This is a genomic window from Sphingomonas sp. Leaf4, from assembly GCF_920939515.1.
In the GTDB taxonomy this organism is placed as follows: domain Bacteria; phylum Pseudomonadota; class Alphaproteobacteria; order Sphingomonadales; family Sphingomonadaceae; genus Sphingomonas.
The window spans coordinates 87,406-102,912 of the sequence record NZ_CAKLBB010000001.1; the positions used below are offsets into that span (position 1 = coordinate 87,406).

14 protein-coding genes are annotated in these 15,507 nt (G+C 67.1%); 11 read left to right on the forward strand and 3 right to left on the reverse strand.

All coding sequences use genetic code 11. From position 1 onward, the window contains the following. Window positions 1-155: 155 nt before the first annotated feature. Window positions 156-2,642 carry a beta-galactosidase GalA gene (galA, locus tag LRA89_RS00355; protein WP_230635513.1) on the reverse strand — a complete coding sequence of 829 codons (2,487 nt, stop codon included), beginning with the start codon at window positions 2,640-2,642 and terminating at the stop codon, window positions 156-158. Window positions 2,643-2,793: 151 nt separating this feature from the next. Between galA and LRA89_RS00360 the strand changes: the two genes are divergently transcribed. The 11 genes from LRA89_RS00360 (at window position 2,794) to LRA89_RS00410 (ending at window position 12,545) form a co-directional block, all read left to right on the forward strand. Then, window positions 2,794-3,228 (forward strand): LuxR C-terminal-related transcriptional regulator, encoded by a 435-nt coding sequence (locus LRA89_RS00360; RefSeq protein WP_230635515.1) that lies wholly within the window; start codon window positions 2,794-2,796, stop codon window positions 3,226-3,228. A gap of 29 nt (window positions 3,229-3,257) precedes the next feature. Continuing rightward, entirely contained in the window at window positions 3,258-3,596 is a 339-nt protein-coding gene (locus LRA89_RS00365; protein ID WP_230635517.1) for a hypothetical protein, read from the forward strand. A gap of 21 nt (window positions 3,597-3,617) precedes the next feature. Then, a complete protein-coding gene (locus LRA89_RS00370; protein WP_056498537.1) occupies window positions 3,618-4,091 on the forward strand; it encodes a hypothetical protein in 474 nt (157 codons plus the stop codon). Next, complete coding sequence (locus tag LRA89_RS00375; protein ID WP_162233455.1) at window positions 4,088-4,522, forward strand: MarR family winged helix-turn-helix transcriptional regulator; 435 nt, start codon at window positions 4,088-4,090, stop codon at window positions 4,520-4,522. The genes LRA89_RS00370 and LRA89_RS00375 overlap by 4 nt, the downstream gene beginning before the upstream one ends. Window positions 4,523-4,553: 31 nt before the next feature. After that, entirely contained in the window at window positions 4,554-4,736 is a 183-nt protein-coding gene (locus LRA89_RS00380; protein ID WP_056498539.1) for a hypothetical protein, read from the forward strand. 146 nt (window positions 4,737-4,882) lie between these two features. Then, window positions 4,883-7,960 carry a TonB-dependent receptor domain-containing protein gene (locus LRA89_RS00385; protein ID WP_230635519.1) on the forward strand — a complete coding sequence of 1,026 codons (3,078 nt, stop codon included), beginning with the start codon at window positions 4,883-4,885 and terminating at the stop codon, window positions 7,958-7,960. Window positions 7,961-8,018: 58 nt separating this feature from the next. After that, window positions 8,019-9,593 carry a rhamnogalacturonidase gene (locus LRA89_RS00390; protein ID WP_230635520.1) on the forward strand — a complete coding sequence of 525 codons (1,575 nt, stop codon included), beginning with the start codon at window positions 8,019-8,021 and terminating at the stop codon, window positions 9,591-9,593. A gap of 141 nt (window positions 9,594-9,734) precedes the next feature. Beyond that, window positions 9,735-11,084 carry a S41 family peptidase gene (locus tag LRA89_RS00395; RefSeq protein WP_230635521.1) on the forward strand — a complete coding sequence of 450 codons (1,350 nt, stop codon included), beginning with the start codon at window positions 9,735-9,737 and terminating at the stop codon, window positions 11,082-11,084. Window positions 11,085-11,087: 3 nt separating this feature from the next. Then, the gene (locus LRA89_RS00400; RefSeq protein ID WP_230635522.1) at window positions 11,088-11,567 is read left to right on the forward strand and encodes a disulfide bond formation protein B; all 480 of its coding nucleotides are present in this window, start codon (window positions 11,088-11,090) and stop codon (window positions 11,565-11,567) included. Then, the gene (locus tag LRA89_RS00405; protein ID WP_056499232.1) at window positions 11,564-12,103 is read left to right on the forward strand and encodes a demethoxyubiquinone hydroxylase family protein; all 540 of its coding nucleotides are present in this window, start codon (window positions 11,564-11,566) and stop codon (window positions 12,101-12,103) included. Before LRA89_RS00400 ends, LRA89_RS00405 begins: the two co-directional genes overlap by 4 nt. A gap of 34 nt (window positions 12,104-12,137) precedes the next feature. Then, window positions 12,138-12,545, forward strand: a complete 408-nt coding sequence (locus LRA89_RS00410) for a hypothetical protein (protein WP_414887053.1) — start codon at window positions 12,138-12,140, stop codon at window positions 12,543-12,545. Window positions 12,546-12,552: 7 nt separating this feature from the next. Here LRA89_RS00410 and LRA89_RS00415 read toward each other — a convergent pair whose 3' ends face one another. Then, window positions 12,553-13,665, reverse strand: coding sequence for an acyltransferase family protein (locus LRA89_RS00415; protein ID WP_230635524.1), 1,113 nt, complete (start codon window positions 13,663-13,665; stop codon window positions 12,553-12,555). 451 nt (window positions 13,666-14,116) lie between these two features. Next, a complete protein-coding gene (locus LRA89_RS00420; RefSeq protein WP_230635526.1) occupies window positions 14,117-15,403 on the reverse strand; it encodes a homoserine dehydrogenase in 1,287 nt (428 codons plus the stop codon). Window positions 15,404-15,507: the final 104 nt, after the last annotated feature.

The window sequence follows — 15,507 nt, forward strand, 5'->3', positions numbered from 1 at the left end:
GGTTGATCCATCCACCTTCGAAACAGGCGTCATCCCAGCGCAGGCTGGGATCTCCCGGGGCTGATGCGGGGCAGGAGCCGCGGGAGGCCCCAGCCTTCGCTGGGGCGACGCTTCCGTTCAGATGGATCGGATTCGGGCGGGGAACCGGCCGAGCATCACACCGGCTGTGGCAGCAACAGCAACCGCCCCGGCGTCAGCTCATCGCCGGTGGCGGTGATCCTGACCGGGCCGGTGCCGCGCCCGATGCGGACGATCGCCTGCGCCAGCCCGGCGAATGCGCGGCGCCGGTCGGCCTGATCGGCCTCGAGACTGGTCGGGTTGCCATTGCCGACGCCGATGATCGTCGCATCGCCCGCCACCGCGAAGCGCAGCAGATCGGCGGCATCCGGCACGATGCGCCCCTTCGCATCGACCACTTCGGCGCGGACCATCACCACGTCCTGCCCGCTGGCCAGCGGCCGACGGCGATCGGCGGTCAGCACGACGCCGGCGGCGGCCCCGGCCGTCTCGCGCACGTCGCGCGCGGTGCGGCGGCCCTTGTCAAACCCGCGCGCCTCGATCCGGCCGGGGGCATAGGGCACGTCCCAGCGCAGGTGCCGGTTGCGCGGCATCGGCTTGCGCCCGAGCGAGCGGCCGTTGAGCAGCAGTTCGACCTCGGCGCAATTGCCATGCACCCACACCTCGATCGGCTGGCCGTCCTTGCCCGGCCAGTTCCAGTGCGGCAGCAGATGGACCAGCGGCTGGTCGGGCCGCCACCATGCGCGGTAATAATAGAAATTGTCCTTGGGGAAGCCGCAGGTGTCGAGCACCCCGAAATAGCTCGAGATGCTGGGAAACGCCGGATAGGGCGTCGGTTCGCCGCGATAGTCGAACCCGGTCCAGATGAACCCGCCGGCGATGTCGCGCCGGTCGGCGACGATCGTCCACCATTCCTCGGCGGTCGATGCCCACCACGGATGTTCGGTGTCATAGGCGCGCACGATCTGCCGCGCGGCGTCGTTGGCATAGGCGCCGCGCGTCGCGACCGTGCTGCCGGTTTCCGATCCATAGACCGGTACGCCGGGATGGGCCGCCTTGAACGCGGGCATCCTGTCGGTGCGATAGTTGAAGCCGACCGTGTCGACGATCCTGGCGGCTCCCTTGTCCCAGCTATTGTCGAACGCAAAGGTCGTGGGCCGGGTCGGGTCAAGCTCGCGCACCAGATCCTGCATCGCCTGCGTGACCCGCGCGCCGCGCGGCGATCCCTGCTGCGGTTCCTCGTTGCCGAGCGACCAGCTTATGACGCTGGGATGGTTGCGGTCGCGCCGGACGATGCGCGACAGTTCGTCCATCGCCGCGGGATCGCTGCTGTTGCGCCGCGCCTCGACGATCATCAGCATGCCCATCGCGTCGCACAGGTCGAGCATCGCGGCGGCGGGGGGATTGTGCGCGCTGCGCCAGGCGTTCGATCCCATCTCCTGCAACTGCGCGATCCGCCATGCGTGGAGCGCGTCGGGGATGCCGGTGCCGACCCCGGCATGGTCCTGATGGTTGCAGCTTCCCAGCAGCTTGACCGGCCGTTCGTTGAGCAGGAAGCCGCGCGCGCCGTCGAAGCGGACCGTGCGGATGCCGAACGGGGTGACATAGGTGTCGACCATGATGCCGTCGACCACCACCTCGCTGTGCAGCCGGTAGCGATACGGCGTCTCGACCGACCAGAGCTGCGGCGCGGCGATCCGCGCGCTGCCGGTCGCGGTCGCGGTGGTGTGCGGGGCAACCGTCAGCGACGTCTCGGGCAGCGCCGCCACCGCCTGTCCGTTTGCGCCGACGATCCGCTGGCGCACCACCGCCGCGACCGGGGCGGGGCCGTCGTTGCGGATGTCCAGCGCCGCGCTGACGATCGCGCCATCGCTGCCGACGGTGCTGCGCACCACGCTGCCCCATTGCGGCACATAGACGCGATTGGCGCGCACCAGATCGACATGGCGGTAGATCCCAGCCCCTTCGTAGAACCAGCCTTCGCCAAGCGACGCATCGACCCGCAGCGCGATGACGTTCGGCCCGCCCTCGTAATCGAGGAAGTCGCCGATCGGCACCGCGAACGGCGCATAGCCGCTTTCGTTACGGCCGGCGACATAGCCGTTCACGAACACGATGCAGTCGCGGAACACGCCGTCGAACTCGATCCAGAGCGCGCGGTCGCGGTCGGCGGCGTCGATGGCGATCGGGGTGCGATACCAGCCGACGCTGTTCCCGGGAAAGTCGCGGCCGATCGCCTTGAAGCCATGCGCGGCGGCGGCGTCCTCGGTTTCCTTCGTCGCCGGCGCGGCCGGTCTGGCGAACGGCAGCGCCACCGCCCAGTCGTGCGGCACCATCACCGCCTGCCAGCCCTTGTCGTCGAACGCCGGGCTGGAGGCGTCGGCGGTGACGCCCGCCTTGGCATAGGTCCGCTGATACCGTCCGAAGCCGAAGTCCTGTTCGACGTCGGCGGCATGGCCGAGGTGGAAGCGCCAGTCGGCCAGCCGTTCGACCCGCCGGGGACCGATATACGCCGGGGCAGGGGCATCGCCCGGCACGCCGGCATGCGCCGATCCCAGTCCCGGCAGCGCGACCGCTCCGGCCAGCGCGCCTGCGGCAATCGCCTCGCGACGGGAAATCAGCATCGTTCGTCTCTCCTGACGTGGCGGCTGCCGCTTCCGGCCCGCCTTGATTTGTCTGATGAATGCGTAGCCAAGAATATACCCGGCAGCAATGTGGTTTCGCCGCCGCGTACGCCCGGTCGATCTCGCTGAAAATGACGTTAATGATCGCGTGATGGAGCATCCCGCCGACGACCGATTCGCGAAACTGACCCCGCGCCAGCGCGAATTGCTGCGGCTGGTGCATGAACATCGCAAATCGGCCGAGATCGCGCATCTGCTGGGCCTGAGCGCGCGCTATGTCGATAACCAATTGATCGACGCCAAGAATATCCTCGGCGCGACCAGCCGGTTTGATGCCGCGCGGCGGTTCGCGGCGCATGAATCGGGGGTGGAATCGATACACCCTGTATCTTCTCCATCTTCCCCGCCGCCGCTCTGGCCGCTTCCCATGCCGTTGCCGGACAGCACCGGCCGCAGGAACATGATGAGCTGGCAACAGGTCGCCCTGTGGGGGGCAATCATCGCGATCGCCACCCCGGTCGGGTTGACCGTGGCGGCGATGGTCATCGTGGCGCTGGGGCTGCTGTTCGGCCAGACCGCATCATAGCCGGCATGCAGATGCCGAGGGGAACGACCATGCAGCACCTCACCGCCACCAGCCTCACCGTCGCCGACGATCTGCGTCGCGCCGAACATTCGATCAACGTCGCGATGCGCGATACCGCGCAGTTCCTGATGACCACGCTCGACGCCACCTCGGCGCACGGCCTGTCGGCGGCGATGACCCATGGCACGGTCAAGGCGACGGTCGGCGCGCTCGGCTCGCTGGTCGAGAGCCAGTCGCAGATGGCGATGCGCGCGCATGTCGCGATCGAGCGGACCGGACGGCAACTCGGCCTGACCGAGACGAGCTGGGGCGAATTGCTGCCCAAGCCGTCGGGCAGCGCCGACGCGCCCGTGCCCGTCATGGCCTGATCCGGCGGCCGAAGCTTCCCGATGGCGACGAACGTCCTTTTCGCGCTGCTGTTCTGGGCCGTCTTCCTCGGCGTCAACGGCTATGCCGCGTGGCGCGGCGGCCGGCCCGAACGGATCGGCGCGGCGATCAACGTCGTCGGCTGCATCGCGACGCTGGTCGTCCGGCTGCTGTCGGCCTCGGCATGGCTGCCCGCCGCGTTGTCGGTCTTGACGATCGACTTCGCGGTGGCGGCGGGCTTCTTCTGGCTGGCGGTGCGCACGACGCGCTTCTGGCCGGTCTGGGCGTTCGGCTTCACGCTGGCGAACCTGCTGGTCAGCATCGCCGCCGCGCTGCTGCCGGCGGTCGCGCCCTTCGTCTATCACACCGGCCTCGGTCTCTACGCCTATCTCGCCTTCGCGGCGCTGGCGCTCGGCACGATGCAATTGCCCCGCGACGCCGGGCCGGTCCTTCGTAACGGATTCCGATCGTCATGGATGCCACCGCAACCGAAATGATCGACGTGTTGGTGCGCCTGCCGCGCGCCACCGTCCTGCAGTTCGTCGGCACCGCCCGGCCCGACCCGGTCGATCCCGCCGCCCGCCGGCTGGAACAGGCGAGCGCGATGCTCGCCGGCCGCCGCGCGCGCGGTGCCGCCTTCGCGGGGCTGCGCTTCGTCGAACCGGCGTGGGACATGATCCTCGCGCTCTATGTCGCCACCGCCGAGGGGCAGCGGACCAACGTCCTGAAACTCTGCGCGGCGAGCGGCGCGTCGACCACCACCGCGCTGCGCCTGATCGAGAATTTCGAGGCGCGCGGCTATGTCGAACGGCGGCCCGATCCGACCGACGCGCGCAGCATCCTGATCGTGATGCTGCCAACGCTCGCGAACGCGCTCGACGGCTGGCTCGATTCGTTCGGCCGGGGCGCGCTGCCCGACCTTGGCTGACGCGGCTGCATCGGCCCCACGTGATCGATCGATGACCCGGACCCGCCGCCTCGTCCTGTCGGCCATCATGTCGGTCGCCATCGCCGGCGCGGCAGGCGGGGCGGCGACCCATCGCCCCGCGATCGCCCGGTGGTGGCAGCGGATGCACCTCCATCATCCCGGCGACGCGCTGCTCGATCGGCGCGGGCATAATTTCCATCATTTTGCCGATTGACTGCCAGCGCTGGCAATCGTAGCAGTTCGCTCAGGGATACAGCGGTCCAAAACTGGTAGCGCTATCATTCCTTTCCGCCAGCCGAAGGATCGGCGGCGGAAACCCGTGTCGCAGTCGCGGCGACGGGAGGGACTAGGGGAGGACATATGAATCAGCACCGGGCCACTCGCCATCTTTGCTCCGTCGCGTTGCTACCGCTGGCAATGCTGGCGTCGCCGTCGTTCGCGCAACAGGCCGCGCCGCAGGGCGAGGCGACTCCCGCCGTCGAACCGGATGCCGCCGCCGAGATCGTCGTCACCGGATCGCGCATCGCCCGCACCGGGTTCGACGCATCGACCCCGGTGAACGTCGTGGGGCAGGAGGACATCAAGCTGTCGGGCAACGTCAACGTCGAAAAGACGCTGGCGCAGATCCCGCAGGCGGTCGGCTCGGCGCTCGGCAGCGCGACCGCGAACACCGTGCCCGGCGGCTATGCCGACGTGAACCTGCGCGGCTTCGGGTCGCAGCGCAATCTGGTGCTGGTCAACGGCCGCCGCTTCGCGATCTTTGGGCCGGAGCAGGTGACCGATCTCAATACCATCCCCTCGACGCTGATCGCCCGGACCGAGGTCGTGACCGGCGGATCGTCGGCGGTCTATGGATCGGATGCGATCACCGGCGTCATCAACTTCATCATGCGCGACGATTTCGAGGGGCTGGAGGCACGCGCCCAAGTCAACCTCGACGCGCATACCACCACCCCGGTCTACAACTTCGACGTGACGCTCGGCGGCAACTTCGCCGAGGATCGCGGCAATGTCGTCGTGTCGGGCAACTACCTCAAGCGCGGGTCGATCACGCGCGGGCAGCGCGGCGGCTATGCGTTCGACACGCTGGTCGACGGTTGCGTCGTGCCCGGCACCGCCAGCCCGAACCGTGCCGGCACCCCGTTCAGCAACAGCTCGACGACCAACTGCGCCGCGAACGGTGGCGAACTGGGCTTCGTGGCGGGCGGCAGCGGCGACATTCCCAACGGCCGTTTCTCCGGCATTCCTGCCTTCGCCAACGCCAGCCCCGCGTTGCAGGCGGCCTATGGTGCCGCCGGCCTCACCGGGCTTGGCTCGCGCGGCTTCACCTTCAACAACGGCGGCACCGCCGCGCGGCCCGCGCTCACCCCGCAGGACGATTTCAACCTCGGGCCGTTCAACTATCTCATCCAGCCGCAGGAGCGCTGGATGATTAACAGCTTCGGTCATTACGACCTGAACGACAACATCACCGCCTATATGGAGCTGCACTACAGCAACAACACGGTCGATGCGCAGCTTGCGCCGGTCAACGTCGGCACCTCGACGCTGCTCGACGTCAACAATCCTTTCCTGACGCCGCAGCTCCAGAACGTGCTGCGCCTGCTCGACCAGGCGGAGACGGGGACGATCACCGTCACCAGCGGATCGGCGCGGCGCACGACCGTCGCCGGCGACGGGCTGGCGGTGCTGACCGCCGGGCGGCGGTATGTCGAGAATGGCGCGCGCTTCGCCAGCGAACGGCGCAACGTGTTCCGCGGCGCATGGGGCCTGCGCGGCACGATCGGCGATGCGACCGAGAATTTCCTGACCGACCTGAAGTTCGACGTCTATTACACCTACGCCCGCAGCGAGGACACGTTGCAACTGCGCAACGCCATCTCGCGCAGCCGCTTGCAGACGGCGCTCCTGTCGCAGAACGGCGCCGCGCCGGTCTGCAACATCTTCGGCGCCAACGTGTCGGCGGCCTGCGTCAGCGCGGTGTCGATTGGTGCTACCAACACGACGATGGCGACGCAGCAGGTCGCGCAGGCCAGCGTCACCGGCAATCTGTTCCGCCTGCCCGCCGGGCCGGTCGGCTTCTCCTATGGCTATGAATGGCGCGAATCGAGCGCGCGCTTCACCCCCGACACCTTCCTCGCCTCGGGCGATGTCGTCGGCTTCAATCCCGGCCTGCCGACCGCCGGCAAGGTGGGCGTGAAGGAAGTGTTCGGCGAAGTCCGCGTGCCGCTGATCCACAACACGCCGTTCATCGACAGCCTCGTCGCCAACGGCGCGTTCCGCTATTCCAACTATGACCTGAACGGCATCGGCGGGGTGTGGACCTACCTCGGCGGGCTCGACTGGCGGATCAACCGCGACGTGACGTTGCGCGGCCAGTATCAGCGCGCGATCCGCGCGCCGAGCGTCGCCGAACTGTTCGGCGGCACCAGCCGGCAGATCGCGACCGCGACCGATCCCTGCTCCGGCCGGTCGGCGGCGGCGCAGCAGACCGCCGCCGTCCGCGCCCTGTGCGTGGCGACCGGCGTTCCCGCCGCCAACGTGTTCGGCGGCGGCGTGCAGCCCAATGCGTTCTTCTCGTCCGACTTGGGCGGCAATCCGAACCTTCGCGAAGAAGTGTCGGATACCTATACGCTGGGCGTCGTGTTCACGCCGCGCTTCGCCCCGCGCCTGACCGCCAGCGTCGATTATTTCAACATCTCGCTCGAAGGGGCCGTGGCGCAACTGGGCGGCGGGCTCCAGAACACGCTGAACCTGTGTTATTACACCATCCAGGACATCAACAGCGAGTTCTGCCGCGCGGTGCAGCGCAACCCGCTGAACGGCGAAATCAACGAGCCGTTCGCGGTACAGGTGCGCAACGCCAACAGCGGCCTGCTCAAGACCTCGGGGCTGGACTTCGCGCTGCGCTACCGCGTGCCCTTGGGCTTCGGCTTCCCCGGTGTGGCGAGCGACAGCTCGCTCGACATCGCCACCAGCTATACGTGGCTGAACGAGTTCACCTCGACGCCGGTCGCAGCACTCCCCAACCTGCGCAACGAATGCGTCGGCGCGTTCGGCACCACCTGCGGCCAGCCGCTGCCGCGCTGGCGCGGCAACACCCGGCTGACGTGGAACAACGATGGCCTCAGCCTCTCGCTGCGCCATCGCTACATCGGCCCGGTCTATACCGACCGTTATCTGGTGCCGCTGCGCCAAGGCGCGGCGGTGGTGCCGGACCGTGCCACGCTGGTCTATCCGCGCCTGCCCGCGCAGAATTATTTCGACCTGTCGTTCAACTATGACGCGACGCGCAAGATCGAGCTGTTCGGCGGTGTGAACAACATCTTCGATCGCGATCCGCCGGTGACGACGCAGGGGCCGAACGCCAATACCTTCTCCGCCACCTACGACGTGATCGGTGCGGAATTCTTCCTTGGCGCGACGCTGAAATTCTGATCCCTCCCTGGGGCCGCGCAATCCCCTGCGCGGCCCCTTTTTCTTTTGAGGTTGGCCGATGCTCGATCGTCGTCATGTCATGCTGGGCGGGGCGGGGCTGCTCGCCGCCGCGACCCTTGGTGCGCATCCCGCCCGTGCGCTGGCCCGGCCCCTGCGCGGTGGCGGCATGGTCGACGTCCGCCGCTTCGGCGCGAAGGGCGACGGCATCCGCATCGACAGCCATGCCGTTAACAAGGCGATCGATCATGTCGCGGCGCGCGGCGGCGGCACCGTGTATTTTCCGGCGGGCACCTATGCCTGCTACACCATCCGCCTGAAAAGCCGGGTGACGCTGCACCTCGACAATGGCGCGGTCATTCTGGCCGCGGCACCCGTCGGCACCACCGGCTACGACATCGCCGAACCCAATTCATGGGACATGTACCAGGATTACGGCCACAGCCACTGGCGCAACAGTCTGATCTGGGGCGAAGGGCTCCACGACATCGCGATCGAGGGGCACGGCCTGATCTGGGGTAAAGGGCTGGGGCGCGGCGACGGCAAGGACGACTGGCTGAAGGACCCCAATGGTCCGGGCACCGGCAACAAGGCGATCGCGCTGAAAAACTGCCGCAACGTCACCTTGCAGGATTTCCGCATGCTGGAGGGCGGCTGGTTCGCCTTGCTCGCGACCGGCGTCGACAATCTGGTGATCGACAACGTGCTGTGCGACACCAACCGCGATGGCTTCGACATCGATTGCTGCCGCAACGTCCGGGTGAGCAACTGCACCGTCAACTCGCCCTATGACGACGCGATCTGCCCCAAGAGCAGCTTCGCGCTGGGCGAGGCGCGCGTGACCGAGAACGTCACTATCGCCAATTGTCTGGTGATGGGCAATTATCAGGTCGGATCGGTCCTCGATGGCACCTTCAAGCGGATGCCACCCGAGTTCGCCCCGCTGATCCATGGCCGGATCAAGTTCGGGACCGAGAGCAACGGCGGTTTCCGCAACATCGCCATCACCAACTGCATCTTCGACCAGAGCCGGGGCCTCGCCTTCCAGACCGTCGACGGCGGCGTGGTGGAGGACATCACCGTCAGCAACGTGACGATGCGCGGCACCGTCAACGGCCCGCTGTTCCTGCGGCTGGGCAAGCGGATGCGCGGCCCCGCCGGGCGGCCGATCGGCACGATGAAGCGTATCCTGATCCAGAACGTCACCAGTTCGGACGCGACGCCGCTCCCATCGGTCATCGCCGGGCTGGCCGACCGTCCGATCGAGGATCTGACCATCTCGGGCCTCTATCTCCATCATGTCGGCGGCGCGGCCCCGGCGATGGCGGCGCTGGTGCCGCCGGAGAACGAACTGGGCTATCCTGAAGCGACGATGTTCGGCGATCTGCCCGCGACCGGGCTGTTCGTGCGCCATGTGCGGGGGCTGGAACTGCGCGACGTCGAGATCGCCGTCGCCACGCCCGATCCTCGCCCGGCGCTGCGGCTGGAGGATGTGGTGGGCGCCGATCTCCACCGCATCCGCGTGCCCGCCGGGGCCGGCGCGCTGGTGACGCGGGACGTGCGCGACCTGTCGCTCACCGGCAACCGCTGGACGGCGGACCGTCAGCTCGCCGGCCCGCTCGACGCGCGCTACTGAGAAAAGCCCTTGCCCGGGGTGACGGATGCCCCGGGCACGCCCGCACCCCATCCATCTCCCGTTCATCCACTCTGTTCTTTGATCGTACGGACTTTTCCCGCTAGTGTTGCGCCGGTGCCGCAGTTGAAAGCTCCTATGGTCATGTCCCGTTCGTACTCCCACGCCGCCGCCATTCTCGGCGCGCTGGCACTGGTTCCCGTCGCCACGGGGGCGATGGCGCAGGCCGATGCGGGCAGCTTCCGCGAACTCGATACCTTCATGGACGTCTATAACCGGGTGAAGGCGAGCTATGTCGACAAGGTCGACGACAAGACGCTGATGGAAGGCGCGATGCGCGGCATGCTCGCAGCACTCGACCCGCATTCGAGCTATCTCGACGCCAAGGATTTCGAGAATCTGCGCATCGCCACCTCGGGCAATTATTCGGGCCTCGGCCTGTCGGTCACGATGGAGGACGGCGCGGTCAAGGTCATCACCCCGACCGAGGATACGCCCGCCGCGCGCGCCGGCATCAAGTCGGGCGATTACATCACCCATGTCGATGGCAAGCTGATCGTCGGCGGCACGCTCGACGAAGCGGTCGCGCAGATGCGCGGGCCGACGGGGTCGAAGGTCTCGCTGACCCTCGTCCGCCCCGGCCGCGACAAGCCGATCGAACTGACGCTGGTGCGCGGCACGATCGTGCAGAAGCCGGTCAAGTGGGAGGTGAAGGACGACATCGGCGTCATCAACATCAACACCTTCAGCGAATCGACCGGGGCCGACACCCGCGCCGCGATCGCCGCGATCGACCGGCAACTGGGCCACAAGCCCAAGGGCTATATCATCGACCTGCGCGACAATGGCGGCGGGCTGCTGACGCAGGCGATCGAGGTGTCCGACACCTTCCTCGCGCGCGGCGAGATCGTCTCGCAGCGCGGCCGCGACAAGGCCGACACCGAACGCTATTTCGCCGAGGAGATGGTGCCGGGCGATCTGGCGCAGGGGCTGCCGATCATCGTCCTGACCAACCCCGGCACCGCGTCCGCCTCCGAGATCGTCGCCGGCGCATTGCAGGATCACCACCGCGCGATCGTGATGGGCGAGCGCAGCTTCGGCAAGGGATCGGTCCAGTCGATCTTTGATCTCTCGAAGAACACCGCCGTGCGCCTGACCACCGCGCGCTATCACACGCCGTCGGGCCGGTCGGTGCAGGAAGGCGGCATTGACCCCGACCTGAAGGTGCCGCAAATCTCCGATCCCGATTACAAGGATCGCCCGGTCTATCGCGAGGCCGATCTGCGCCGCCACCTCGTCAACGAAGCCGGCGTCGACGACAAGACGCTGACCGAGGATACCAAGGACGATCCGCGCTTCGCCGAGAGCGCCGAATCCTTGAAGAAGCGCGGGGTCGACGATTTCCAGCTCTATTACGCGCTCCAGACGATGGGCCGCACCGGTCCCGCGACCCGCATGGCGGCCACCGCCGCGCCCAAGACGGCCCGGCGCTGATCCATGCGGGCCAACGACCTTCCGCTCGCGCGCCTGATCGCGCTGCTGCTGCCGCTGACGCTGATCGCGGGGGCGCTTGCCTCGCAATATCTGGGCGGGCTGGTTCCGTGTGAGATGTGCCACTGGCAGCGCTGGCCGCACTATGCCGCCATCGCCTTCGCCGCGCTGTCGTTCGTGGTGCCGCGCACCCATGCCAAGCGCGCGCTGGTGATGCTCGCCGGGGCGTCGGTCGCGATCAGTGGCGTCATCGGCGTGTTCCACGCCGGCGTCGAATATCACTGGTGGCAGGGCGTCACCGCCTGCACCAACACGCTGCGCGCCGGCGGCGGCGACCTGCTGGCGGCGATCGTCGCGCAGCCGGTCATCCGCTGCGACGTGGCGCAATGGTCGTTCCTCGGCATCTCGCTGGCCGGATTCAACGCGATCTTTTCGCTCGTTGGCGCGTTCATGATCCTGTGGCTGGCGACGCGGAGGCGGACATGAGCAAATGGCGGCCGGGCGACCGGAAACCGGGCGGCATCCGCTCGATGATCCGGGTGGATCAGGCGGGCGAATATGGCGCGACCCGCATCTATGCCGGGCAACTGGCGGTGATGGGCGATCGCAGCCCGATGTCGGCGGCGATTCAGGGCATGGCGGCGCAGGAGGTTGAGCACCGCGCCTATTTCGACGCGCTGATGGCCGAACGCGGCGTGCGCCCGACGATCATCCAGCCGATCTGGGACGTGGCGGGCTTCGCACTGGGCGCGGTGACGGCGGCGATCGGGCCGGAGGCGGCGATGGCCTGCACCGCCGCGGTCGAAACCGAGATCGACAAGCATTACGAGGACCAGTTGATCGAGCTGGGCGACGACGATCCCGAACTGGGCGCGGCGATCGCCAAATTCCAGGCCGAGGAACTGGAGCATAAGGAAGCGGCGCTGGCGCATGGGGCGGAACGCGCGCCCGCCTATCCGCTGTTGTCGGGGGCGATCCGCGCGGGGTGTCGCATCGCCATCGAAGTATCGAAACGGATTTGACCGACGGTGCGTTGTCGGCTTTGAACAGGAGCGTATGATGACCCGCTATCTTCTCGCCGGTGTCGCCGCGATCACCGCCTTCGCCATGCCCGTTTTCAGCACGCCTGCCGCCGCGCAGGTGCAGAACGGCACGCTGGTCATCTACGGCAACGACAAATGCCCGACCAACACCAATGGCGAGGAAATTGTCGTCTGCGTCCGCCGCAGCGAACAGGAACGCTTCCGTATCCCGAAGGAGCTGCGCGAGCTGGAAGTGACGCCCGAGAACGAAAGCTGGGCGATGCGTGCCGAAGCGAACCAGAATGTCGGCGCGACCGGCACCGGAAGCTGCTCGACCGTCGGCCCCGGCGGCCAGACCGGTTGCTTCGTCCAGCGCGCCAACGCCGCCCGCGCCGAACGCCGCGCCCGCCGCGATGCCGAGACGAACATCCCGCTGCCGTAAGGGGGTATCAGGGCGCGACGGTCATCGGTGCCGCCAGCGGGCGGCCGCGCAGCCGGACCGTCAGCGGATATTCGACGAAGCGCCATACCAGCCAGCCGGCAATCGCGCATCCCGCGCATGCCAGCAGTGTTACTGGATAGATCAGTACGTCGCGACCCCCAACAAGCGATGCCGTTGCTGTGGCGAGCGCGCCCAGAAAGAAACTGTGCGTCAGATAAATGGCATAAGATGCGTTGCCGAGCGCTAGTGCCGAACGTTCGAATGTCGGCGCGGCACCCGGTGTTGGCCGAACCAACGTTACGACGGCCAGCGCGGCAGTGATCGCGATCATCTGCATGCCTGGAAACAACTTCATCGCGGCAACCAGAACCAGCGCCAGCGCAACGCTGCCGGACAGTGGAGCGGAAACGACCGGCAACCGGAGTTCCAGATTCTGCCGGATCAACGAAATCGCCATTCCGATCGCGAAGTACAGCAGAACCGGTCGGGTGTAGAAATAGGCAAATACCGACAATCCGAACGCTTGCTGCGGCGCGTTAATCCACGAACCTGCCGCCGCCAATGCCAGTAACGTCAGGAAGACAAATGGAAGTCCCCGCCGAACGCCGAGTACCATGCCGATCGCGAACAGCGCGTAGAAAAAAATCTCATATTCCAAAGTCCAGCCTAGCCCATAGACCGGTTGAATCAGGCCGTCGGCTTTACGGTACGGAATAAACAACAAAGAGTGGATCCATTCCGCAACCGCCGGAAACTGAAAGCTCGAATTCGTACTGAAACCCAACGTGGCATAAGCGAACAGTACGTTCAGAACGGTGGTAAGATAGTAGAGCGGCGCGATACGGGTAAAGCGATCACGAGCGAATCGCCAGCCTGCGGCCGTCCGATCTGTACCTGCCGCCTTGCGCAACAGGATATGCACCATGATGAAACCGCTGATCGCGAAGAAAGTCAAAACACCCGTCTGACCTAATTGTCGCATGAGGTCGGGTAGTACCGACAGCGGCACATCACGTCGCTCATAGCGTGCCAGCAGATGCTCGACGACGACCCCGCAGGCAGCGATACCACGAAGAAATTGCAACGGTGCGATGACATCCGATCTTCCGCGTTCGCTCACGTTTCACCAGCCCCATTGTATGCAGCCCCCATTCGCCGCGTGTCCCACACATAGCGAGTGATAGCCGGAAGCGCCTGACAAATTCCTGGGTGAAGACGCTACATACGCATAGCGCTGGCATAGCCAGGGCGGACATTCCGCTGCCACGAGGCTGTCCTACAGCGCAGGGTGCGGGATAGGCTTCGGGGATCATGCCCGATCCGCTCGCCCGTTCTCATAACTTCGGCTTTGTTGTGCGGTCCGCCCTCCGCAAATGGTGCTGTCCGCGACGATGGGAGAAGCCATGCCGATCGTTGCGATTCAGTCGCAACAACTGCGCTGTTAGTGTAAACTTTGTAAACTTTGGACCCGCCACGGGCAAAGCCCGTGGCGTCGGTCGGCGCTGCCAGCGCCGCCGGCCGGGCGCGCCTTGAGGCTCGGCGTAGCGTTGCTACCCCTTGCCCGGCGCGCCTTACAGCACGTGCATCCACATCGGCTGGCCGATCACGCTCGGCGATCCGCCCAGCTTGTCGAGTGCCTGCGCGACGCAACGTTCCGGCCCTTCATGCGTCACGATCGCGACCAGCACGTCGCCGCCGGGATTGGCCCCGCGCTGGATCAGGCTTTCGATCGACACGCCGGCATCGCGCATCGCCGCCGCGATCTCGGCCAGCACGCCGACCTTGTCCGCCACGGTCAGGCGGACATAGGCGCGGCCGCGTCGTTCGCCCGGCGCTTCGGGGCTGGGGGCGGTGAGGTCAGCGGCGGGCATGGCATAGGGTACGCCATATTCGCCGCGCGCGATGTCGATCAGGTCGGCGACCACCGCGCTCGCGGTCGGGCCATCGCCGGCACCGCGCCCCTGGAAGAAGAGGCGGCCGACGAAATTACCCTCGGCAACCACCGCGTTCAGCGAGCCCGTCACGTGCGCCAGCGGATGGTCGAGCGGCACCAGATGCGGATGCACCCGCTGGAACTGCCCGCGCGGCCCCGCCTCGGCCATGCCCACCAGCCGGATGCGATAGCCGAGCGCCGCCGCCTCGGCGATGTCGGCGGCCAGCACATGGCGGATGCCGGTGATCGCCACCTCGTCGAACGCCGGGCGCGTGCCGAACGCGACGCTGGCGAGGATCGACAGCTTGTGCGCGGCATCGACCCCGTCGATGTCGAAGCTCGGGTCGGCCTCGGCAAAACCCAGCGCCTGCGCCTCGGCCAGCACCCCGGCGAAGTCGCGGCCCTCGGCCTCCATCTTCGACAGGATGAAATTGCAGGTGCCGTTGAGGATGCCGTACACCTGCGACAGCTCGTTGGCGGCGGCTCCCTCGCGCAGCCCCTTGATGACCGGCACGCCGCCCGCCACCGCCGCCTCGAACTTCAGCGCGACGCCGCGGGCCTCGGCGGCCTCAGCCAGTTCGAGGCCGTGATGCGCGATCATCGCCTTGTTCGCGGTGACGAAGCCCTTGCCCGCCGCCAGCGCCGATCGCGCCAGCGTGAGCGCCGGGCCGTCTGATCCGCCGATCAGCTCGACGACTACATCGGCATCGCCCGTCGTCACCAGCGCGGCGGTATCGTCGACCCATTGGTAGCGCGACAGGTCGACGCCACGATCGCGGCTGCGATCGCGTGCCGATACCGCGACGACCTCGATCCTTCGCCCGGCACGCCGCGCGATCAACTCGCCATTGGTTTCGATCAGCCGAATGACACCCGCACCCACGGTTCCAAGACCGGCGATGGCGATGCGGAGCGGTTCGGTCATAACTTCCTCTTATTACAGACGTAACAAAATTGCGGCCGGAGCATCGCCCCGGCCGGTTTCGTGTTTCTAGTCGCTGGGGAAGCGGAGGGGAAGGGCGTTCCCCG

Excerpts from the sequence above, each read along its gene's own strand:
- galA (WP_230635513.1), bottom strand. The coding sequence starts at position 2,642 with ATGCTGATTTCCCGTCGCGAGGCGATTGCCGCAGGCGCGCTGGCCGGA.
- LRA89_RS00360 (WP_230635515.1), top strand. The coding sequence starts at position 2,794 with ATGGAGCATCCCGCCGACGACCGATTCGCGAAACTGACCCCGCGCCAG.
- LRA89_RS00365 (WP_230635517.1), top strand. The coding sequence starts at position 3,258 with ATGCAGCACCTCACCGCCACCAGCCTCACCGTCGCCGACGATCTGCGT.
- LRA89_RS00370 (WP_056498537.1), top strand. The coding sequence starts at position 3,618 with ATGGCGACGAACGTCCTTTTCGCGCTGCTGTTCTGGGCCGTCTTCCTC.
- LRA89_RS00375 (WP_162233455.1), top strand. The coding sequence starts at position 4,088 with ATGATCGACGTGTTGGTGCGCCTGCCGCGCGCCACCGTCCTGCAGTTC.
- LRA89_RS00380 (WP_056498539.1), top strand. The coding sequence starts at position 4,554 with ATGACCCGGACCCGCCGCCTCGTCCTGTCGGCCATCATGTCGGTCGCC.
- LRA89_RS00385 (WP_230635519.1), top strand. The coding sequence starts at position 4,883 with ATGAATCAGCACCGGGCCACTCGCCATCTTTGCTCCGTCGCGTTGCTA.
- LRA89_RS00390 (WP_230635520.1), top strand. The coding sequence starts at position 8,019 with ATGCTCGATCGTCGTCATGTCATGCTGGGCGGGGCGGGGCTGCTCGCC.
- LRA89_RS00395 (WP_230635521.1), top strand. The coding sequence starts at position 9,735 with ATGTCCCGTTCGTACTCCCACGCCGCCGCCATTCTCGGCGCGCTGGCA.
- LRA89_RS00400 (WP_230635522.1), top strand. The coding sequence starts at position 11,088 with ATGCGGGCCAACGACCTTCCGCTCGCGCGCCTGATCGCGCTGCTGCTG.
- LRA89_RS00405 (WP_056499232.1), top strand. The coding sequence starts at position 11,564 with ATGAGCAAATGGCGGCCGGGCGACCGGAAACCGGGCGGCATCCGCTCG.
- LRA89_RS00410 (WP_414887053.1), top strand. The coding sequence starts at position 12,138 with ATGATGACCCGCTATCTTCTCGCCGGTGTCGCCGCGATCACCGCCTTC.
- LRA89_RS00420 (WP_230635526.1), bottom strand. The coding sequence starts at position 15,403 with ATGACCGAACCGCTCCGCATCGCCATCGCCGGTCTTGGAACCGTGGGT.